This window comes from Pseudomonas sp. TUM22785 (assembly GCF_028198105.1).
GTDB classification, from domain to species: Bacteria; Pseudomonadota; Gammaproteobacteria; order Pseudomonadales; family Pseudomonadaceae; genus Metapseudomonas; species Metapseudomonas solani.
Map to the genome: position 1 here is coordinate 6,675,722 of NZ_CP116239.1, position 21,232 is coordinate 6,696,953.

At 67.7% G+C, this 21,232-nt stretch carries 19 protein-coding genes; 5 read left to right on the forward strand and 14 right to left on the reverse strand.

Going from position 1 to position 21,232, the window contains the following annotated elements; all coding sequences use genetic code 11:
- Positions 1-209: 209 nt before the first annotated feature.
- From PI990_RS30155 to PI990_RS30200, 10 genes are all read right to left on the reverse strand, one after another.
- A complete protein-coding gene (locus PI990_RS30155; protein ID WP_271659357.1) occupies positions 210-518 on the reverse strand; it encodes a DUF971 domain-containing protein in 309 nt (102 codons plus the stop codon).
- Complete coding sequence (locus PI990_RS30160) at positions 518-1,483, reverse strand: HEAT repeat domain-containing protein (RefSeq protein ID WP_271659358.1); 966 nt, start codon at positions 1,481-1,483, stop codon at positions 518-520. Before PI990_RS30160 ends, PI990_RS30155 begins: the two co-directional genes overlap by 1 nt.
- Positions 1,480-2,334: an ABC transporter ATP-binding protein gene (locus PI990_RS30165; RefSeq protein ID WP_271659359.1), complete on the reverse strand. Its 855-nt coding sequence runs from the start codon at positions 2,332-2,334 to the stop codon at positions 1,480-1,482. The genes PI990_RS30160 and PI990_RS30165 overlap by 4 nt, the downstream gene beginning before the upstream one ends.
- Positions 2,334-3,113: an ABC transporter permease gene (locus PI990_RS30170; protein WP_442969307.1), complete on the reverse strand. Its 780-nt coding sequence runs from the start codon at positions 3,111-3,113 to the stop codon at positions 2,334-2,336. Before PI990_RS30170 ends, PI990_RS30165 begins: the two co-directional genes overlap by 1 nt.
- A gap of 72 nt (positions 3,114-3,185) precedes the next feature.
- Complete coding sequence (locus PI990_RS30175; protein ID WP_271659360.1) at positions 3,186-4,595, reverse strand: ABC transporter substrate-binding protein; 1,410 nt, start codon at positions 4,593-4,595, stop codon at positions 3,186-3,188.
- 130 nt (positions 4,596-4,725) lie between these two features.
- Positions 4,726-4,971, reverse strand: coding sequence for a 4Fe-4S dicluster domain-containing protein (locus PI990_RS30180; RefSeq protein ID WP_021222829.1), 246 nt, complete (start codon positions 4,969-4,971; stop codon positions 4,726-4,728).
- A 67-nt stretch (positions 4,972-5,038) separates the two neighbouring features.
- On the reverse strand, positions 5,039-6,763 hold the full coding sequence (locus PI990_RS30185; protein ID WP_043240355.1) for a fumarate reductase/succinate dehydrogenase flavoprotein subunit: 1,725 nt from the start codon (positions 6,761-6,763) through the stop codon (positions 5,039-5,041).
- On the reverse strand, positions 6,760-7,509 hold the full coding sequence (locus PI990_RS30190) for a GntR family transcriptional regulator (protein WP_263401042.1): 750 nt from the start codon (positions 7,507-7,509) through the stop codon (positions 6,760-6,762). The genes PI990_RS30185 and PI990_RS30190 overlap by 4 nt, the downstream gene beginning before the upstream one ends.
- Positions 7,510-8,223: 714 nt before the next feature.
- Positions 8,224-9,414: a trans-sulfuration enzyme family protein gene (locus tag PI990_RS30195; protein ID WP_271659361.1), complete on the reverse strand. Its 1,191-nt coding sequence runs from the start codon at positions 9,412-9,414 to the stop codon at positions 8,224-8,226.
- Between the two features lie 230 nt (positions 9,415-9,644).
- A complete protein-coding gene (locus PI990_RS30200) occupies positions 9,645-10,427 on the reverse strand; it encodes a MetQ/NlpA family ABC transporter substrate-binding protein (RefSeq protein ID WP_021221752.1) in 783 nt (260 codons plus the stop codon).
- A 273-nt stretch (positions 10,428-10,700) separates the two neighbouring features.
- On the opposite strand from PI990_RS30200, the gene PI990_RS30205 reads away from it, so the two are divergent.
- From PI990_RS30205 to PI990_RS30225, 5 genes are all read left to right on the forward strand, one after another.
- Positions 10,701-11,702: a D-cysteine desulfhydrase gene (locus PI990_RS30205; protein WP_271659362.1), complete on the forward strand. Its 1,002-nt coding sequence runs from the start codon at positions 10,701-10,703 to the stop codon at positions 11,700-11,702.
- A 117-nt stretch (positions 11,703-11,819) separates the two neighbouring features.
- Entirely contained in the window at positions 11,820-12,620 is an 801-nt protein-coding gene (gene tcyJ, locus PI990_RS30210; RefSeq protein ID WP_021221754.1) for a cystine ABC transporter substrate-binding protein, read from the forward strand.
- A complete protein-coding gene (tcyL, locus tag PI990_RS30215; protein WP_021221755.1) occupies positions 12,617-13,285 on the forward strand; it encodes a cystine ABC transporter permease in 669 nt (222 codons plus the stop codon). The genes tcyJ and tcyL overlap by 4 nt, the downstream gene beginning before the upstream one ends.
- Entirely contained in the window at positions 13,285-14,031 is a 747-nt protein-coding gene (tcyN, locus tag PI990_RS30220) for an L-cystine ABC transporter ATP-binding protein TcyN (RefSeq protein ID WP_021221756.1), read from the forward strand. Before tcyL ends, tcyN begins: the two co-directional genes overlap by 1 nt.
- Before the next feature lie 346 nt (positions 14,032-14,377).
- Positions 14,378-15,322 (forward strand): transposase, encoded by a 945-nt coding sequence (locus tag PI990_RS30225; RefSeq protein WP_271658950.1) that lies wholly within the window; start codon positions 14,378-14,380, stop codon positions 15,320-15,322.
- Between the two features lie 155 nt (positions 15,323-15,477).
- Here the strand turns inward: PI990_RS30225 and PI990_RS30230 are convergent, their stop codons facing one another.
- The 4 genes from PI990_RS30230 to PI990_RS30245 form a co-directional block, all read right to left on the reverse strand.
- Complete coding sequence (locus PI990_RS30230) at positions 15,478-16,407, reverse strand: sulfonate ABC transporter substrate-binding protein (RefSeq protein WP_271659363.1); 930 nt, start codon at positions 16,405-16,407, stop codon at positions 15,478-15,480.
- Between the two features lie 2 nt (positions 16,408-16,409).
- Positions 16,410-17,453: an L-glyceraldehyde 3-phosphate reductase gene (mgrA, locus tag PI990_RS30235; RefSeq protein ID WP_043246657.1), complete on the reverse strand. Its 1,044-nt coding sequence runs from the start codon at positions 17,451-17,453 to the stop codon at positions 16,410-16,412.
- A 54-nt stretch (positions 17,454-17,507) separates the two neighbouring features.
- On the reverse strand, positions 17,508-18,842 hold the full coding sequence (locus PI990_RS30240) for an LLM class flavin-dependent oxidoreductase (protein ID WP_271659364.1): 1,335 nt from the start codon (positions 18,840-18,842) through the stop codon (positions 17,508-17,510).
- Between the two features lie 88 nt (positions 18,843-18,930).
- The gene (locus PI990_RS30245; protein WP_442969358.1) at positions 18,931-21,180 is read right to left on the reverse strand and encodes a TonB-dependent receptor; all 2,250 of its coding nucleotides are present in this window, start codon (positions 21,178-21,180) and stop codon (positions 18,931-18,933) included.
- Between the last annotated feature and the right edge of the window lie 52 nt (positions 21,181-21,232).

Genomic DNA, 21,232 nt, shown 5'->3' on the forward strand with positions numbered 1-21,232 from the left:
GGTACGAAACCCATCATTGCGGAGTGCCCGGCAACAGCATGGGTTTCGCTTCGCTCGCGGAACGCAGCCCGACCCATCCTACAAAGGCATCGCCTCACCGTAGTCCGTGGCCGCCAACCCCCGCAGCTTTCGTAGGATGGGTAGAGGTACGAAACCCATCATTGCGGAGTGCCCGGCAGCAGCATGGGTTTCGCTCCGCTCTACCCATCCTACGAAGGCATCGCCTCGCCGTAACCCTGAGCCGCCAACCCCCGCAGGTATTCCCAGGGATAGATCCCGCGCTCGTGCCCATCGCTGAACACCAGCTGCACGCCGTAGCCCTGTGGGTGGGTGGCGGTGAGGCGCACGGCCTCGTCCACCAGGGCGATGGCGCCACGCAGGCGCGCCGCCTTGCACTGCGAGCAGGGGCAGGCGCCGCGCAGGCGGGCGTGGCTGATGGCCTGCTGCTCGCCATCGCGCCATTCCAGGGTCAGGCGCCCTTCGCTGCGGGCATTGCGCAGGCCGGCGGGGGCGTCCATCAGGCCGCTCCTTGCAGTTGCACCAGGGCGATGCGCACCGCCTTGCGCACTTCCGGGTCGCCGTCGGCTTCCGCCGCGCGCAGGGCCGGCACGGCCCAGGTATCACCCAGCTCACCCAGGGCCAGCGCGGCTTCCTTGCGCAGGTTGGCGATGCCGTGCACCAGCAGCCCGGCGAGCCCCGGCCCGGCCGGGCGGTGGCGCAACCGGCCGAGGGCGCGGGCGGCGCGCAGGCGCACCTGCCAATAGGCGTCATCCAGGGCGGCGAGCAGGGCCGGGCCGGCGGCGTCCAGGCCCACCTTGCCGAGGGTGGTGGCGGCTTCTTCGCGCACCTGCCAGGCCTCGTCGGCCAGGGCCGCACGCAGCGCCGGCAGCACGCTGGCGTCGCTGGCCAGGCCCAGGGCGCCGGTGGCGGCGCGGCGGACGTCGGTGTCCGGGTCATCGCTGGCCAGGCGCGCCAGGGCCGGCAGTGCATCACTACGCTTGAGCCAGCCGAGGATGCCCACCGCCTCGCGGCGCACCCCGGCTTCGGCGTCGTCCAGGGCATACAGCGCCGGCGTGGCGGCGGCGTCCAGGCGCAGCTCGCGCAGGGCGCGCAGTGCACTGGCGCGGACGAAGGCGTCGGCATGGCGCACCCAGGGCAGGATCAGTTCCCCCGCTTCCGTGCTCTTCAGTTCGCTCAGGCTCTGCGCGGCGGCCAGGCGCACGGCTTCGTCGCCATCGGCCAGGGCGGCGCAGAGGGCCTGCACCACATCGGGCTCTTCCCAGGCTTCCAGCAGGCGCGCGGCCTCGGCGCGCACCTCGGCGGCGGCGTCGGCCACCAGGGCGTCGGTGAGCCAGGGCAGGCCTTCGGGGTCTTCCAGGTCGGCCAGCTCGATCAGGGCGATGCGGCGCACGCCGGCGTCCTCATCGGCGAGGCGCGGCAGCAGGTCGAGAATCTCGGGGTTGTCGGTTTCACGGTGGGTCATAGGGCGACTCGCAAGGGCGGGTGGTCGGTGGGCAGGCCGAGCGGGGTCAGGCGCGGCAGTTCGCGGCCTTCCTCGTGGCGCAGCAATTCCAGGCAGTGGCGCTTGAGGTGGGTGAAGCCGGGGCTGGTCAGCAGGCTGGCGCGGCGCGGCCGTGGGAAGTCGAGGTGCAGGTCCTCGATGAAGCGGCCGGGGCGCGGGCTCATCACCAGGATGCGGTCGGCGAGGAACAGCGCTTCGTCGATGTCGTGGGTGACGAACACCACCGTGGTGCGGATGCGCGTCCAGATATCCAGCAGCAGCTCCTGCATGCGCGAACGGGTCTGCGCGTCGAGGGCGCCGAAGGGCTCGTCCATCAGCAGCAGGCGCGGCCGGTTGATCAGCACGCGGGCGATCTCGGCGCGCTGCTGCATGCCGCCGGAGAGCTGCGCGGGCCAGCGCCCGGCGAAGTCGGCAAGGCCCACCAGGCCCAGGAGCTCGGCGGCCTGGCGACGCCGCTCGTGCTTGCCGATGCCCTGCATCTTCAGGCCGAAGGCGACGTTGTCGAGCACGCTGCGCCAAGGCAGCAGGGTGTGGTGCTGGAACACCATGCCGCGCTCCGGCGAGGGCCCGGCCACGGCGCGCCCGTCCACTTCCAGGGTGCCGGTACGCGGCCGCAGGTGCCCGGCCAGGGCGCCGAGCAAGGTGGACTTGCCGCAACCCGAGGGGCCGAGGATGCAGACGAACTCGCCGGGGGCGATGGAGAAGTCCACCGCCTGCACGGCATCGAAGGCCTGGGCGCCCTCGCCGAGGCGGATGGACAGCTGCCGGCCCTCGATGCGGCCGGATTCGACGACCTGTTCGAAGGCGCTCATCAGGCGTTCCTCCGCGTGCGGTACCAGGGCGTGGCGAGGCCGCCGAGGCGCTTCACCAGGCCGCTGCTGCCCATGCCCAGCAGGCCGATCAGCAGCATGCCGACGACGATGTCCGGGTAGTTCTGGATGGTGTAGGACTCCCAGGTGTAATAGCCGATGCCGAACTGCCCGGAAATCATCTCGGCGGTGACCAGGCAGAACCACGAGGTGCCCATGCCGATGGCCAGGCCGGTGACGATGCTCGGCGCGGCGCCGGGCAGGATCACCTCACGCAGGATGGCCAGGCGCCCGGCACCCAGGCTGCGCGCCGAGGCCACCAGGCGCGGGTCGACGCCTTCGACGCCGTGCACGGTGTTGAGCAGGATGGGGAACAGCGCGCCGGTGAAGGTGATGAACACCATCGACAGCTCCGAGGACGGGAACATCAGGATGGCCAGGGGAATCCAGGCCACCGCCGGGATCGGCCGCAGCACTTCCAGGGGCGGCAGCAGGCTGTATTCGGCCCAGCGCGAACGGCCGATGGCCAGGCCCAGCAGCACGCCGACGATGGCGGCGGCCAGGTAGCCGGCGAACACCCGCGCCAGGCTGCTGGAAAGGTGCGGCAGCAGCTTGCTGGAATGCACCAGCTGCCAGGCGGCCTCCAGCACCGCGCCGGGGGTGGGCACGTAGCTGAAGGTGATCAGCCCCAGGTCCAGCCGCGCCGTGGCCGCCAGCTGCCAGAACAGCAGGCAGGCGGCCAGGGAGGCGAAGCGCAGGGGCCAGCGAAAGAGGGATGTCATGGGCTTCTCCTGCAGGTTGGCGCCAAGCGGAGCGCGACCCAGCAGGGCCCCGCTCAGCACCGACCTACGTATTCAGCGGCTGGCCAGGGCCTGCTTCTGGTTGGCACGGGTGAAGTCCAGCGCGGTGCCGCCATTGGCCTGGGCGTAACGCTCGGCCTGGTCCTTGAGCAGGAAGGCGGAAAGCTCGCCCTTGTCGTTGCGCACGAACCAGGCCTGGTTGGCCAGCAGCTTGATGCCGCTGTCGGTGGCCTGGGCGTAGATGGCGCGGATGTCCTTGCCCTCCTGCTCCAGCTGCGCCAGGGCGGCCAGGGCCGCTTCCGGGGAGGCGTAGTGGCGCACCTTGTCTTCGCCGCGCACCCAGATCTGCGCCAGGCGCTTGAAGTCGGTGATCGGCTTACCGGTGGCGGCGTCCTTGGCCACCAGCGGCAGCGGGGCGTAGTTCTTCAGCGCCTTGTCGTAGTCCTGCCCGGCGTCCTTGAAGGCCGCGCGGATGAAGCGGTCATCGATGAAGGTGCCGGTGTCCAGGCCGCGGTCGGTCTTCTTCAGCAGCTTGAGGGTGTCGATGGAGGTGGCCACCGCCTGGCGGTATTCCGGCTTCCAGGTGAGGTCGCGGGTCTGCAGGCCGAGGGGGCCGTGGAACAGGTAGTTCACTTCGGCCTCGATGCCGGTGACCTTCTCGATCAGCTCGCTGTACTTCCCCGGCTCGGCGGCCAGCAGGCGGTCGGCCTCCAGGCTGGCGCGCAGGTAGGCGGTGACCACTTCCGGGTACTTCTCGGCGTAGGCGGCGTCCACCAGCGCGCCGTGGAAGGTCGGCGCCTCGGCCTGGGAGCCGTCGTAGATCTTCCGCGCGAAGCCACGGTTGGGGAACAGCTCGGCGAAGGGCACGAAGTCGGCGTGGGCCTCGATGCGGTTGCTGCGCAGGGCGGAGCCGGCGATCTCCGGCGGCTGGGCGATGATGCGCACGTCCTTCTCCGGGTCCCAGCCCTGGGCGGCGATGGCGCGCAGCAGCATGCCGTGGGCGGTGGAGGCGAAGGGCACGGAGATGGTCTTGCCCTTGAGCTCGGCGATGGACTGCACGCTGGATGAGGCCGGCACCACGATGCCGTTGCCGCTGCCCCGGGTGCTGCCCGAAAGCACGCTGATGAACAGGCTGCGCTTGCCGGCATCGAGGTGGGCGACGCCGTTGAAGGAGCCGGGGAAGTCGGCCATGGCGCCGAAATCCAGCTTGCCGGCGACCATCTCGTTGGTCAGCGGCGCGCCGCTGGTGAAGTTCTTCCACTCCACCTCGTAGTGGGCGTCCTTGTACGTGCCGTCGTGGGGCAGGTACTTCTCCAGCAGGCCCAGCTCGCGGATCAGCAAGCCGCCGGTGGCGCAGTTGATGGTGGTGTCCTGGGTGCCGATGGCGATGCGGATGGTCTCGGCGGAGGCGGACGCGGTGGTAACGGCCAGCGCGAGGCCGGCGATGGTTGCACGTAGGCTCATGGTTCCCCTCGAATCATTGGTCGGGTTGTCGTCTCCGCCACATCGTCGGTGGTGGGAAACGAGGGGTCTTGCAGGCAAGGCGTCCGGCGGCGGGCCGGATGGCGGGTGTCGTTCTTGTGGGTGAAACGGATCAGCGCAGCAGGTAGGGGATCTCCACCTTCACCGCGCCGGTCGGGCAATCCTTCTCACAGGGCATGCAGTACCAGCACTCGTCGAAGGCCATATAGGCCTTCTGGGTCGCCGGGTTGATGGCCAGCAGGTCCATCGGGCAGACCTCGACGCACACGGTGCAGCCCTTGTGGGCGATGCACTTGTCTTCGTCGACCGTCACCGGCGCGCTGCTGCGGAAGAAGATTTCCTGGGGTTGAAAGGCCATGTCACGGGTCCTTGGAGCCTTGGGGCTCTCTGTGTTCTTGGGATGTAGGTTGAATGAAAAGCGCGGATTACGCGGCTTCGGTCTTCACCCGCAGGCGGTCGTAGGCGCTTTGTTCTTCCGCATCCAGGGCGATCAGGTAGGGCTCCACCGGTTTCTTGAAGCTGGTCATGGCGCCGTCATCGCCCTTCTTCAGGTGGCAGTGGCAGAACCACTCGGCGTCGTTGCGCTCGGGGTGGTCGACGCGGTGGTGGTAGAGGCCCCAGCGGCTTTCCTCGCGGAACAGCGAGGCGCGGGCGGCCATCTCGGCGCAATCGCGGATCACGCTGACTTCCATGGCACGCATCAGCTCGTGGGGGTTGTTGGCCTTCATCTGCCCGAGGTCGCGTTCGATCTCGGCGAAGCGGGTCAGGCCGATCTCCATCTTCCTGGTCACCTTGGGCGGCTGCAGGTAGTCGTTGACCATGCGCCGCAGCTTGTACTCCACCTGGGCCGGCGGCAGGCCGTGCTCGCGGTTCAGCGGCGCGTAGACCCGCTCGCGCTCGCGCTCCACCTGGGCCGGGTCGACGGCGGCGAAATCACGCCCGGCCACGTAGTCGGCGGCGTTGATGCCGGCGAACCAGCCGTAGGTGAAGGCGCCGAGCATGTAGTTGTGCGGCACGGCGGCCATGTCGCCGGCGGCGTAGAGGCCCTTCACCGAAGTCTCGGCCTTCTCGTTGACCCACACGCCCGAGGCGGAGTGGCCGGAGCAGAAGCCGATCTCGGAGATGTGCATCTCCACCATCTGCTGGCGGTAGTCGGTGCCCCGGCCGGCGTGGAACTGGCCACGGCTGGGGCGCTCGTTGCTGTGGAGGATCTCCTCGATGGTCTGGATGGTTTCCTCGGCCAGGTGGTCCAGCTTGAGGAACACCGGGCCGTTGCCGCCTTCGAGCTCCTGGTGGAACTCCCACATCATCTGGCCGCTCCAGTAGTCGCACTCGATGAAGCGTTCACCCTTGTTGTTGGCCGTGTAGCCGCCCAGGGGGCCGGTGACGTAGGCACAGGCGGGGCCGTTGTAGTCCTTGATCAGCGGGTTGATCTGGAAGCACTCGAGGTTCGCCAGCTCCGCCCCGGCGTGGTAGGCCATGGCGTAGCCGTCGCCGGCATTGGTGGGGTTCTCGTAGGTGCCCATCAGGTAGCCCGAGGACGGCAGGCCCAGGCGCCCGGCGGCACCGCAGGCGAGGATCACCGCCTTGGCGCGGATCACCTGGAAGTCGCCGCTGCGGCAATCGAAGCCGAGCACGCCGCAGGCGGCACCCGCCTCATCCAGCAGCACGCGGGTGGTGACCAGGCGGTTGGTGATGTTCACCCGCGCACGCTTGAGCTGGCGGTAGAGCACCTTCTTGATGTCGTGGCCCTCGGGCATCGGCAGCACGTAGGCGCCCATGTGGTGGACCTTCTTCACCGCGTAGTCGCCGGTCTCGTCCTTCTCGAACTTCACCCCCCAGCGGTCCAGCTGCTCGATGGTCGCGAAGCTGTGGGTGGCGTAGGCGTAGACGGCGGCCTGGTTGACGATGCCGTCGTTGGCCACGGTGATTTCCTTGGTGTACTGCTCGGGCGTCGCGTGGCCGGGGATGATGGCGTTGTTCAGGCCGTCCATGCCCATGCTGATGGCGCCGCTGCGCTTGACGTTGGCCTTGTCCACCAGCAGCACGCGCAGCTCGCGGTTCTTCTCCTTGGCCTTGATCGCGGCCATGGGGCCGGCGGTGCCGCCGCCGATGACGACGATGTCGTATTCCTGCTCCAGGGTGTTCATGCCTGTGCTCCCTTCTGGCGGTCGATGCGCAGGCGGTACTGGAAGGCATCGCCGCGGTAGTAGAGGTGTTCGAAGTCCAGCGGCGCGCCATCGGCGGTGTGGGTCAGGCGCTCGATGCGCATGATCGGCGAGCCCTCCTCCACCTCCAGGGCCTGGGTCAGGTCGCTGTCGGCGAGCACGGCGTCGATGGCCAGGTCGGCGTGGCCCAGGGGAATGCCGCAGTCGTTCTCGAGGATGAGGAAGATGTCGCGGGTGACCAGGTCGGCCTTCTCCAGCTTCTCGCCCACCGCCAGGGGCAGCCAGGTGAGTTCCAGGGACACCGGCTCGCGGTTGATCAGGCGCACGCGCTTGATCTCGATCACCGGGCTGCCCTCCTCCACCTGCAGCCGCTCGGCCACCAGCGCACTGGCCGGCACCTGCTTGAAGCTGCGCAGGCGGTTGAGCACCTCGTAGCCCATCTGGGTCATGGACTCGGCCAGGCCCTGCAGGGTGGAGACGTTCTGGAAGGCCTTGGGCTTGGCGACGAAGGTGCCCTTGCCGTGGATCTTGAAGATCAGCCCTTCCTTCTGCAGGTCGCCCAGCGCCTGGCGCACGGTGATGCGGCTGACGTCGAAGGCCTTGCCCAGCTCGCTTTCCGAGGGCATGCGGCTGTGGGGTGGATAGGTGCCATCGAGGATGCGCCCGCGCAGCAGCTCCTTGAGCTGGCTGTAGAGGGGCACCGGGGAAAGGGGAAGCAGTTCGGCCATGTCGTTCGCTCGTGATCCTGACTTGTTATAACAAGTTATGGCGCGAGGATAGCGAGCATAAGGACCGCAGCGGAAATACCGTTATCGAATAAGAATAGAAGCCGGCCAACACGCTTTTTGTAGGGGCGACTTCAGTCGCCAAGCAGGCCGAAGGCCTGCCCTGCCTGGCTCCCAAGGGGCGGCTGTGCCGCCCTGGGCGAATGAATTCGCTCTGTCTGCGTTAGCTGTTGTGGTTTTAATGCAAGCGCTCAAGCACGGTGCTTTCCGGGCGCCCGAGGGTTTGTGCCACCTCCACCGCATGGGTTTCGCTCCGCTCTACCCATCCTACGAAAGTCCGTGCGCACCACGTGGTGATGCGCTGGACGAAGAAAGTTGGAGCAGCCGCCAACGCCCCTCCAGGAGGCCGAACGCAGTCGTTGCGCCGGGGGACGAGCGGCATGGATGCCGCGAGAGGCGCGCCAGGCCATGGACGGCCCATCGCGCCGGCCCCCAGAGCGGCGATGGAGTGAGGGAACCCCGGCGAAGCCGGGGCCGGATGATGGGGCAAGCGTTTTTGGTTCCTTTTTTGGCGACTGAAAAAAGGGACTCGCCCGGGGGGGCGAAACCAGAAACATCACCAGAGCTCGGCAATCAGCTGGGCTCAAATCCTCTAGCAACACTTAACGCACACAGAGCCAATGAATTCGCCCCTACAGGTTCGCGTTCCGCGCCTCGTCAGAGGCTATCCAGCGCCTGCACGAAGTCGGCGACGATGTCCGCCGCATCCTCGATGCCCACCGACACGCGGATGGTGCCGTCGTGGATGTCCAGCTCGGCCAGGGCATCCTGGGAGAGGGCGCGGTGGCTGGTCTTGCCGGGGTGGGTGATGCTGCTGGCGACACCGGCCAGGGACGGGGCGAAGGCGGTGTTGCGCAGGGCACGGATCAGGCCGTCCACCTCCGCCAGGCCGCCCTTGAGGGTGAAGGCGAGCATGCCCGAGGCACCATTGGGGAACAGCCGGCGGGCCAGTTCGAAGTCCGGGTGCGAGGGCAGGCCCGGATAAAACACCCGTGCCACCTTCGGGTGGGCCTCCAGCGCTTCGGCCAGGGCCTGGGCGTTGGCCGAGTGGGCTCCCATGCGCAGGGCCAGGGTCTTGGCGCCACGGAAGGTCAGCCAGGCCTCGAAGGGGCTGGCGCTGCCGCCGGCGTTGATCTGGAAGCGCCGCGCCTGGGCGACCCATTCGGCGTCACCGACGAGGATGCCGCCGGTGGCGTCGCTGTGGCCGTTGAGGTACTTGGTGGTGCTGTGCAGCACCAGGTCGGCACCGGCGGCCAGGGGGTTGTAGAGCGCCGGCGAGAGGAAGGTGTTGTCCACCAGCAGCTTCAGCCCGCGTGCCTTGGCCAGCCTGGCCAGGGCGGGGATGTCGCTGACCCGCACCAGCGGGTTGGACGCGGTCTCGGTGTAGATGATCCGCGTCGCCGGGGTGATGGCCGCTTCCACCGCCGCCAGGTCGTTGATCTCCACCAGGGTGGCGCTGATGCCGAAGCGCGCCAGCTCCTTCTCGATCAGGCTCTGGGTGGTGCCGTACAGCTCGCGGCTGGCGATCAGGTGGTCACCGGCACTCAACCGGCCCAGCAGCGCGGCGCTCACCGCGGCCATGCCGGAGGCGGAGAACAGCGCTGCCTCGCCACCTTCCAAGTCCCGCACCAGGTGCTCCAGGGCCGCCTGGTTGGGGTTGGCGATGCGCGTGTACATGTAGTTGTCGGGGTTGCCGGCGAGGAAGTCGTCCACCTGCTCCAGGTTGTCGTAGACGAACACCGAGGATTCGTAGATCGGCAGGCTCTTGGGCCGGGTGACCATCTTGCGGTCGACGTCGTTGCCGCTGTGCACCGCGCGGGTGGAAAGGCCGGGTTTGGATTCGGGCATGGGTGCCTCCGAGGAGTCGTGCGGGATGTAGGGGCGAATTCATTCGCCAAGGACCGCGCAGCGGTCCCAGGCCTTGCAGGGCGCGCCTGCGGCACGCATTCGCGGATGAATCCGCTCCCACGGGCCTGTCGCTCACCACAAAAAAGAACGCCGACGATAGTCGAGACTCGTCGGCGTGAGGAGAGGCGTGGACACAGGCGGTGCCCACACCATCGTGGCTCTGGGGTCGATCAGAAGGCCGGGACTACCGCGCCGGAGTACTTCTTCTCGATGAAGGCTTTGACTTCAGGGCTGGTCAGCGCGGCGGAGAGTTTCTGGATGGCGTCGCTGTCCTTGTTGTCCGGGCGGGCGACCAGGTAGTTCACGTAGGGCGAGGTGCGGTCTTCCAGCACCAGCGCGTCCTTGGACGGGTTGAGCTTGGCTTCCAGCGCGTAGTTGGTGTTGATCAGGGCCAGGTCGACCTGGTCCAGCACGCGCGGCAGCAGGGCCGCTTCCAGTTCCTTGAACTTGAAGTTGTGCGGGTTCTCGGCGATGTCCTTCGGGGTCGCCAGGGCGTTGCTCGGGTCCTTGAGTTTCAGCAGGCCGGATTTCTGCAGCAGGAGCAGGGCGCGGCCGCTGTTGCTGCCTTCGTTGGGGATGGCGATGGTGGCGCCGTCCGGCAGCTCCTTCAGGGATTTGTACTTGCTGGAGTAACCGCCGAAGGGCTCGACGTGCACGCCCTTGACGATGACCAGGTGGGTGCCCTTGCCGCTGTTGAAGTTGTCCAGGTAGGGCTTGGTCTGGAAGTAGTTGGCGTCCAGGTGCTTCTGGTCCACCTGCAGGTTGGGCTGCACGTAATCGGTGAAGACCTTCACTTCCAGATCCACGCCTTCCTTCGCCAGCTGCGGCTTGATCAGTTCGAGGATCTCGGCATGGGGCACCGGGGTGGCGGCGACGGTGAGTTTCTCGGCGGCGCTGGCCAGGGAGGCGGAAAGGGCGGCGGCCAGGGCGGTGAGGAGCAGGGTCTTCTTCATGATGGTCCTTGGTGTTGGCAGGCTCCGGCTGGATCATCAGCCGCGAGCGACGTGTCGGTTTCCCGGTCTGGGTGTAGCCGGGTTGGAAGCGACACTACGGCGAATTCTTATAACCAACAAATACCGTTTTATTATTCTCATATTCCATAATCACAGGTCTCACCAGGGCCGGCCGGTCGCCTGCGCACGCACTGGATGTCGCCTCTGAGAATTGCTCTCAAAGCTGTCGCTCACTAGAGTGATGCCCCAACTCCCGCAACACGAAGTCCCGCCATGATCACCGCCGCCCTCGCCCGCTTCCCCCGCCTCGAACTGGTCACCGCGCCCACCCCGCTGGAGAAGCTCGAACACCTCTCGCGCCGGGTCGGCCGCGACATCTGGGTCAAGCGCGACGACATCACCCCCTTCGCCCTCGGCGGCAACAAGGTGCGCAAGCTCGAATACCTGGCCCAGGATGCGCTGGCCCAGGGCGCGGACGTGCTGGTCACCGCCGGCGCCATCCAGTCCAACCACGTGCGCCAGACCGCCGCCCTCGCCGCGCGCCTGGGCCTGGGCTGCGTGGCGCTGCTGGAAAACCCCATCGGCACCGCCGACCGCAACTACCTGGAGAACGGCAACCGCCTGCTGCTGGACCTGTTCGGCACCGAGGTGCAGCTGGTGCCCAACCTCGACACCGCCGACCAGCTGCTGGCCGAGGCTGCCGAGCGCCTGCGCGGCGCTGGCCGCACCCCCTACGTGGTGCCCATCGGTGGCTCCAACGCCCTGGGCGCCCTGGGTTACGTACGCGCCGGCCTGGAGCTGGCCGAGCAGATAAAGGCGAGCGGCCTGCAGGGCGCCGCCGTGGTGCTGGCCTCCGGCAGCGCCGGCACCCACGCCGGCCTCGCCCTGGCCCTGGAACACGCCCTGCCCGGCACTCGGGTGGTGGGCGTCACGGTGTCGCGCCCCGATGCCACCCAGCGGCCCAAGGTGGAAGGGCTGCTGCAACGCACCGCCGACCTGCTGGGCGCCCCGCTGCCCGCGGCCCTGCGCGTGGAACTCTGGGACCAGTACTTCGCCCCGCGCTACGGCGAGCCCAATGCCGGCACCCTCGCCGCCATCCGCCAGGTCGCCTCCAGCGAAGGGCTGCTGCTCGATCCCGTCTACACTGGCAAGGCTTTCGCCGGCCTGCTCGATGGCCTGGAAAACGGCGCCTTCGAGGGGAATGGCCCGGTGATCTTCCTGCACACCGGCGGCTCGCCCGCGCTCTTCGCCTACCACCCCGCACAGGGGGCCTGAGCCTGAGCGCTGCTTATTCCCAGAATGACCGCAAACCAAACTTATTATTATTTTATTGAATAAAGCGACATCCCCAGAATTGCCACACTTTCGCCACCTGTCTCGTGAGGCTCACCCATGAAATTCGCAACCCTGCGTCGTCAATTCCTCATCGGCACCCTGGGCCTGGCCCTCGGCGCCAGCTTCATCGGCAACAGCGCCGTGGCCGGTGAACTGCTGCAGCAGATCAAGGACAAGGGCTCGGTCAAGGTCGGCCTGGAAGGCACCTACCCGCCCTTCAACTTCCAGGACGAGAGCGGCAAGCTCACCGGCTTCGAAGTCGAGTTCGCCGAAGCCCTGGCCAAGGAGCTGGGCGTGAAGGTCGACTTCCAGCCGAGCAAGTGGGACGGCATCCTCGCCGCCCTGGAATCCAAGCGCCTGGATCTGGTGATCAACCAGGTGACCATCTCCGACGAGCGCAAGAAGAAGTACGACTTCTCCACCCCCTACACCGTCTCCGGCATCCAGGCGCTAGTGCGCAAGGGCAACGAAGACAGCATCAAGAGCGCTGCCGACCTCGCCGGCAAGAAGGTCGGTGTCGGCCTGGGCACCAACTACGAGCAGTGGCTGAAGGAAAACGCGCCGAAGGCCGATATCCGCACCTACGACGACGACCCCACCAAGTTCCAGGACCTCAACGTCGGCCGCATCGACGCCATCCTGGTGGACCGCCTGGCCGCCTTCGAAATGGTCGAGAAGACCGGTGGCCGCCTGGCCGTGGCCGGCGCCCCCTTCTCCCGCCAGGAGTCCGGCATCGCCCTGCGCAAGGGTGACCCGGAACTGCTCGCCGCCATCGACAAGGCCATCGCCAAGCTGAAGGCCGATGGCACCCTCAAGGCGATCTCCGAGAAATGGTTCAAGGCTGACGTGACCCAATGATCGAAACCAGCCTGCAACTGGCGCTGGACTCCGCACCCTTCCTTCTCAAGGGTGCGGTCTACACGGTGGTACTGAGCCTCGGCGGCATGTTCTTCGGACTGCTGCTGGGCTTCCTCCTCGCGCTCGCCCGCCTCTACGGCTTCGCCCCCCTGCGCTGGGCCTCGCGCATCTACGTATCGTTCTTCCGCGGCACCCCGCTGCTGGTCCAGCTGTTCATGATCTATTACGGCCTGCCGCAACTGGGCATCCAGCTCGACCCGCTGCCCGCCGCACTGATCGGTTTCTCGCTGAACATGGCCGCCTACACCTCGGAGATCCTCCGCGCCGCCATCGCCTCCATCGATCGCGGGCAGTGGGAAGCCGCCGCCAGCATCGGCATGAGCCGCAGCCAGGCGCTGGTCCGCGCCATCCTCCCGCAGGCCGCGCGCACCGCCCTGCCGCCGCTGGGCAACAGCTTCATCTCCCTGGTCAAGGACACCGCGCTGGCCGCCACCATCCAGGTGCCGGAGCTGTTCCGCCAGGCGCAGCTGATCACCGCGCGCACCTTCGAGATCTTCACCATGTACCTGGCCGCCGCACTGATCTACTGGGTACTCGCCAGCGTGCTGTCGCACTTCCAGAGCCGCCTCGAAGCGCGGGTCAACCGCCATGAACAGGACACCTGATGATCACCGTCCGTAACCTGACCAAGTCCTTCAAGGAGCAGGTGGTGCTCAAGGGCATCGACCTGACCATCGAGCCGGGCGAGGTGGTGGCCATCATCGGCCCCAGCGGCTCGGGCAAGACCACCCTGCTGCGCTGCCTCAACCTGCTGGAAGAACCCAGCGGCGGCAGCATCCGCGTAGGTGACATCGAGATCGACGCCAGCAAGCCGCTGAAGCCCCAGCAGGCGCTGATCCGCCGGCTGCGCCAGCACGTGGGCTTCGTGTTCCAGAACTTCAACCTGTTCCCCCACCGCACCGCGCTGGAGAACATCACCGAAGGCCCGGTGGTGGTGAAGAAGGAACCCCGCGAGCGCGCCACCGAACGGGCCCGCGCCCTGCTGGCCAAGGTCGGCCTGGCGGGCAAGGAAGACGCCTACCCCAAGCGCCTCTCCGGCGGCCAGCAGCAACGGGTGGCCATCGCCCGCGCCCTGGCCATGGAACCCGACGTGATCCTCTTCGACGAACCCACCTCCGCCCTCGACCCCGAGCTGGTGGGCGAGGTGCTGGCGACCATCCGCGGCCTGGCCGAGGAGAAGCGCACCATGGTCATCGTCACCCACGAGATGAGCTTCGCCCGCGACGTGGCCAACCGCGCGATCTTCATCGACAAGGGCGTGATCGTCGAACAGGGTGACGCCAAGACCCTGTTCAGCGCGCCGAAGGAAGAACGCACCCGGCAATTCCTCGCCAAGTTCCTGGTGGGGTGATTCTCACCTTCGCAGGCGAAACCCTGTGGGAGCGAATTCATTCGCGATGGAGCGCAACGCGCTCCCGCCTTTTCACGGCACCGTGCTGGCAGGAAAAAGCGGCCCTTCGGGCCTTTCGCGAATAAATTCGCTTGTATGTCCTAGGGTGGAACCTGTCGGGGGGCGGAGGGAGCGAAATCGCTTCTGCAAGCCAGACCGTGGGAGATTTCTCCCGCCCCTCACCTCACTGCAAGCGCCGATAAGGAATCCATCGGCTCAGGTCCGCCCCCGAGACCGACCATATCTGCAAGCCTGCGCCATCGTGAGCCCCCGACAGGTCATTCCATCTTGGCCCTGGGAGTTCGTCATGACAATGCAGAGCACCGTAATCGGTATCGATGTCGCCAAAGACAGTCTGAGTCTGTATCGAGCAGATCTGGAGCAGGCCAGAGAGCTCATCAATGAGCCGCACGCTATCGCCACCTGGCTCAAGAGCCTGCCTGCAGGTTGCAGCCTGGCCATCGAAGCCACCAACACCTACCACGTTGCCGTCGCCACGCTGGCGCACAAACGTGGCCACAGGGTCTACGTGATCGATGGTTACCGCCTGAGCAACTACCGCAAAGGCATCGGTGGCCGGGTCAAGAACGACCTGAGCGACGCCCGCCTGCTGGCCCGCTACCTGGCTCATGAACAGAAGCAGTTGCACCCCTGGGCGCCGCCGAGCCGCCTGTACCGCAAGCTGCAGGCCCTGTTGCACCGTCGCGCCACCCTGGTGCGAGTAACGACGGCTCTGCGCCTGAGCTTCGCCCAGGATCGCCAACTGGCGGAGGCATTGAAGCCCGTCCTGCAGCAGATGAAAGACCTGGAGCGGACACTCAACAGGGCGCTGCAATCCACGCTGAAAGAGGCCGGTTTGAGCGCGCAGGCACAACGTTGCCAGGAGATCGAAGGGGTTGGCCCGATCACCGCTGCTGCGCTGAACCTGGCCTTCCTGCGGGGTACCTTCCGCAGTAGCGATGCATTCATCGCCTTCCTCGGGCTGGATGTCCGGGTCAGGGAGTCGGGGCGCTACATCGGCCGGCGCAAGCTGACCAAGCAGGGGGATCCGGAGATACGACGGCTACTGCATAACGCCGCCATGGCCGCCAGTCGCACAGCCGCCTGGAAGGAACGCTATCAAGCTTATTTGCAGCGGGGTTTGAAGAAGACCGAGGCCCTAACGATCCTCGCCCGGAAACTGGCCAGAATCGCCTTTGCCCTGATGACCAGCCAACAGCCGTACCGACACCGGGACGCTACGGCTGGTTGACATAGAATCTCCCACCAGAAAGCCCGTTCCCTGCGGCATCGCTTGGTGGATGAAAAGAGCGTCATCCACCCTACACACCGATCAGCCACCGGCAATCCGTAACCACCCGTAGGGTGGTGTAGAGCGCAGCGAAACCCATCACAGCCCTCGCCCCCCTAAGGCCGCCACACCGCACTCCCGACATCCACCCGCCTGGGCAACAGCCGGTTCTCCAGGAACAGGTCCGCCGTGCGCTGCTGGGCGGCGGCGATTTCGTCGGTCACCGGGCCGATGGGCGAGGCCGGGCGGTGCTGGAAGCTGCGCTCGATCACCGCCGGGGGCAGGCCCATGAACTTCGCCAGCAGGGCGATGCTCGCCTCGCGGTCGTCGCGGGTCAGGGCTTCGGCGCGGGTGAGTTCCTCCAGCAGCGCGTGGATGAAGGCCGGGTCGCCCTCGGCGTAATCGCGCGCGGCCAGGTAGAAGGGCCCGGTCAGCCCCAGCCCCTCGCCGTTGGCCAGCAGGCGCGCGTGGCCTTCCAGCTCCATCGCCGAGTAGAAGGGGTCCCAGATCGCCCAGGCATCCGCGCTGCCCTGCTCGAAGGCGGCGCGGGCGTCGGCCGGGGTAAGGAACAGCGGCTGGATATCGGCCATGGACAGGCCCGCCGCCTTGAGCGCGCGCAGCAGCAGGTTGTGGGCGCTGGAGCCTTTCTGGAACGCCACCTTGCGCCCCTTGAGCTCGGCCACCGAGTGGATCGGGCTGCCCTCGGGCACCAGGATCACCTCGGCCTGGGGCTTGGGCGGCTCGGCGCCGACGTAGAGCAGGTCGGCGCCAGCGGCCTGGGCGAAGATCGGCGGGATGTCGCCGGTGGAGCCCACATCCAGGCTGCCGACATTGAGCGCCTCGAGCATCTGCGGGCCGGCGGGGAACTCGATCCATTGCACGCGGGTGCCGGGAAAACGCTGCTCCAGCAGGCCGTGCTCCTTGGCCAGCACCAGGCTGGCGGAGCCTTTCTGGTAACCGATGCGCAGGGTCGCGGGGTCGGCCAGGGCGCCTTGTGCCAGGGCCAGCAGCGCCAGCAACGCGGCGCCCAGTCGAAGTCGTTGCATGGTCAGTCCTGCCAGTCGGTGGAGGGTTTTTCCCAGAGGTTGATGCCGCCTTCCACGGCGTGGCGATCGATCTCCGCCAACTCCTCGGCGCTGAAGGCGAGGTTGTCGAGGGCGGCGACGTTCTCGACGATCTGCTCCGGGCGGCTGGCGCCGATCAGTGCCGAGGTCACCCGCGCGTCGCGCAGGGTCCAGGCCAGGGCCAACTGGGCCAGGCTCTGGCCACGGCGCTGGGCGATCTCGTTGAGCGCACGCACCCGGGCGATGTTGGCCTCGGACAGGTGCTCCGGGCGCAGCGAGGCGCCGCCGGGGCGGTTGACCCGCGCATCCTCCGGCACGCCGCCGAGGTACTTGCCGGTGAGCAGCCCTTGGGCCAGCGGGGTGAAGGCGATGACGCCGGTGCCGAGTTCCTCGGTGGTGGCCAGCAGGTCCTTCTCCACCCAGCGGTTGAGCAGGTTGTAGGCCGGCTGGTGGATCAGCAGCGGCACCTTCCATTCGCGCAGCAGGGCGGCGAGCTCGCGGGTCTTGCCCGCCGAGTAGGAGGAGATGCCCACGTACAGCGCCTTGCCCTGCTGCACCGCGCTGGCCAGGGCGCCGGCGGTTTCCTCCAGGGGCGTGTCCGGGTCGAAGCGGTGGGAGTAGAAGATATCCACATAGTCCAGGCCCAGGCGCGCGAGGCTCTGGTCGAGGCTGGAGAGCAGGTATTTGCGCGAGCTGCCGCCCTGGCCGTAGGGGCCTGGCCACATGTCCCAACCGGCCTTGGTGGAGATCACCAGCTCGTCGCGGTGGGCGCGGAAATCTTCCTGCAGCAGGCGGCCGAAGTTGATCTCGGCGCTGCCATAGGGCGGCCCGTAGTTGTTGGCCAGGTCGAAGTGGTTGATGCCCAGGTCGAAGGCGGTGCGCAACAGCGCGCGCTGGGTGTCGATGGGCGTGGCGTCGCCGAAGTTGTGCCACAGGCCCAGGGACAGGGCCGGCAGCACCAGCCCGCTGCGGCCGACGCGGCGATAGGGGATGCGTTCGTAGCGGTCGGGGGCGGCGATATAGGTCATAGGGGGCTCACTTGAGGTTGGCGGGGCCACGCGTGTGCGGGCCCCGGTGACTGTTCACGCAGGGCGTGCGAAGCGGTTCGCCGGCCGCGCCAGGCCGAGGTGTTCGCGCAAGGTGCTGCCTTCGTAATCGGTGCGGAACAGGCCGCGGTGCTGCAGCTCCGGCACCACCCGGGTGGCGAAGTCCTCGAGCCCGGCGGGCAGGTGCGGCACCAGCACGTTGAAGCCATCGGCGGCGCGGCCTTCGAACCAGGCCTGCAGCTCGTCGGCGATCTGCGCCGGGGTGCCGATCAGGCTGTGGTGGCCACGCCCCCCGGCGATGCGCCGGCCCAGCTGGGCCAGGGTGAGGTTCTCCTGCCCGGCGAGTTCGGTGAGCAGCTTCTGCCGGCTCTGCTGGCCGTCCTGGGTCAGCGGCAGCTCGGGCAGCGGGCCGTCCAGCGGGTATTCGGAGAGGTCGAAGTTGCCGAGCATGCGGCCCAGCAGGGCGACGCCGACGCGGGGGTCCACCAGTTCCTGGAACCGCTCGAACTTCTCCCTCGCCTCGGCCTCGCTGGCGCCGACCACGACAAAGGCACCGGGCATGATCTTCAGGTCGTCCTCGCGGCGGCCGTACTTCGCCAGGCGCCCCTTGAGATCGGCGTAGAAGGCCTGGGCCTTGGCCAGGGAGGTTTGCGCGGTGAACACCACGTCGGCGGTCTCGGCGGCCAGTTCGCGACCGGTCTCCGAGGAGCCGGCCTGCACCACCACCGGCCGGCCCTGGGGCGAGCGGGCGACGTTGAGCGGGCCTTGCACGCGGAAATGCTCACCCTGGTGGTCGAGCACGTGCAGCTTGGCCGGGTCGTAGTACTGGCCGCTGGCCTTGTCGCGGAGGAAGGCATCGTCTTCCCAGCTGTCCCACAGGCCGGTAACCACCTGGTGGAATTCCCGGGCGCGGGCGTAGCGCTCGGCGTGGCCCAGGTGGGCGTCGCGGTTGAAGTTGAGCGCCTCGGCGGCGGCGTCGGAGGTCACCAGGTTCCAGCCCGAACGGCCCCCGGAGATATGGTCCAGCGAGGCGAACTTGCGCGCCACGTGGTACGGCTCGTTGTAGCTGGTGGTGACGGTGCTCACCAGGCCGATGCGCTCGGTGACGGCGGCCAGGGCGCTGAGCAGGGTCAGCGGTTCGAAGTAGGTGGAGCGGGCCATCTGGCTGGCGATTTCGCCGGTGGGCGCGGCGACGCTGTCGGCGACGAACAGGGCGTCGAACTTCGCCGCCTCGGCAATGCGCGCCAGGTGCTTGTACTGGGCGAAATCGAGGGTGTCGGCGGGGACGTCCGGGTGGCGCCAGGCGGCGACGTGGTGCCCGGTGGCCATGAGGAATGCGCCCAGTCTGAGTGTGCGTTGCGATGCGGTCATGTCGGTTTTCCCTGGTGATGTCGTGGAGGTCCTGCCGGGCCCGTCTGGGCGAGCCTCGGCAGTCCGTTCACACAAGGCGGTTTGGGGGTCAGAAGTCCTTGCGCAGCTGCACGCCGAAGTAGCGTTCGTCATCGCGCGGCACCACGCGGTAGACGTAGCCGGTACCGGTGGCGAGCAGCGACGAATAGGACTTGTCGGCGAGGTTCTTGCCGAGCAGCGCGACGCGCCAGCCCTGGTTGTAGTCGGCCAGGGCGATGCTGGCGTTCCAGATGCCGTAGGCGCCCTGGATGGTGTCGGGGTTCTGGTCGAGGCTGTACTGCACCTTGTCCTGCCAGCTGTAGTCGGTGGCCAGTTCGATATCCAGGCCGTTGTCCAGCGGGATCACGTAGTCGGCACGCACGTAGCTCTTCCAGTCCGGGCTGAAGGGCAGCGGCGAGCCGTCGACGTTGCAGCTGGAGGCGGCGCCCGGCGGGCACTGGAAGCTGTCGATGCGCGCCTTGGTGTAGGCGATCGCGCCGGAAAGCTTGAGCTGACGGGTGGCCTGGAAGGCGTAGTCCAGCTCGACGCCCTGGGTCTTCACCGCGCCGGCGTTGATCAGGCGGGTGACCACGGTGCCGGCGACCAGGTCGGGGAAGTTGGCCTGGTAGTCGTCGTAGTCGGTGTGGAACACCGCCAGGTTGGCGGTGGCGCGGCCGTCCAGGGCGCTGGCCTTGAGGCCCACCTCGTAGGAGTCGGAGGTCTCCGGCTTGAGCGCGCCGGTGTCACGGGGCTGCATGTTGAAGAACACGTTGTAGGCCGGCCCCTTGTAGCCACGGGAGTAGGTGGCGTAGGCGGTGACGGCGTCGCTGAGGTCGTACTGCAGGCCGATGCGGCCGGACCAGCCGTCCTCGTCCACCGAGCCGCTGCTGGCGGTGGAAGGCTGCACGCCGGCCACGGCGGTGGGCGAGGTGGAAACCCGGCGGTGGTCGTACTCCAGCGCGTCGTGGGTCCAGCGCAAGCCGAAGATGCCGCGCAGGTCCTGGGTAAAGTTCAGGGTGCTCTCGCCGAACAGCGAGTAGCTGTCGCCGGTCACGCTGTAGTCGGCGCGACCGGTGTTGGGCACCGAACCGGTGATGGACAGGCGGCGGTAGGTTTCCTCCGCCTTGCTGTGCATGACGTAGGCACCGGCGACGTATTCGAGGAACTCGCCCTTGGGCGAGGCCAGGCGCAGCTCCTGGGAGTACTGGTTGTAATCCACCTCGCCCTTGTCGTGGGAGGCCGCCACCGGCAGGGTCGCCAGGCGGTCGCCGTCCTGGAACTGGGTGTTCTCCCAGCCGCGCCAGGCGCTGATGGAGGTCAGGGTGTAGTCGCCCAGCTGCCAGTCGAACTGGCCGGACAGGCCCTGGTTGACGTCGTCGACATAGGTGCGCTGGTCGTTGTTCAGCTTGCGCGAATCGCTGTCGGCGGTGACCGGCAGCAGGGCGCTGGCGAAACCGGCGTTGGTGACCTTGGTGATGGGGCCGGCGGCGATGTCGTCGCGGCTCTTCATGTAGTCGGCGATCAGGGTGAAGCGGAAGTCATCGTTGGGTTCGAACTCCAGCTTGCCGCGCGCGCCCTTGTGGTCGTAACCGTTGACGTCGTGGCCGTTGTGCACGTTCTCGACATTGCCGTCGTAGCCGCCCAGCAGGGTGGTCAGCGAGCCCTTGAGGCTGTCGCTGAGGCGCCCGCCGATGCCGAAGCGCAGGCGGTTCTCGTTGCCGCCGCCGAAGTGCGAGTAGTCGACGTAGCCGTGGGTCTCTTCCGGTGCCTCCTTGCTGACGATGTTGAGCACGCCGGCCGAGGCGTTCTTGCCGAACAGGGTGCCCTGGGGGCCGCGCAGCACTTCGATGCGCTCCAGGTCGAGCAGGTCCAGGGTGGCCTGGCCGGGGCGGCCGTAGACCACGCCGTCGACCACGGTGGCGACGGTGGGCTCGACGCCCGGCGAGGTGGAGATGGTGCCCACGCCGCGGATGAACAGCGAGGTGTCCTTGTTCGAGGCGCCGGCGCGGAAGTTCAGGGTCGGCACCTGGCTGACGATGCTGGAGACGCCGTTGCGGTTGTCGCGCTCCAGCTGCTCGCCCTCCACCACCGAGACGGCCACCGGCACCTTCTGCAGCGTCTCTTCGCGGCGGGTGGCGGTGACGGTCACGGTGTTCAGGGTCGGCGCGGCCTTCTGCCCGTCCTCGCTGGCGCCGGTGGTTTTCTCGGCGGCCCCGACGGCGCTCCCCAGCGCCGCCAGGAGGATGCCGATGGCCAGCGGGCTGCGGCGCCCGCCGTGGGTGTTGCGAAGGCCGCACGGTGCGGCCGGATGGTTATGGATGCTCATGCTCGTTTCACTGCCCTGCGGAGACCAGACGCGCCTGCTGCTTGCA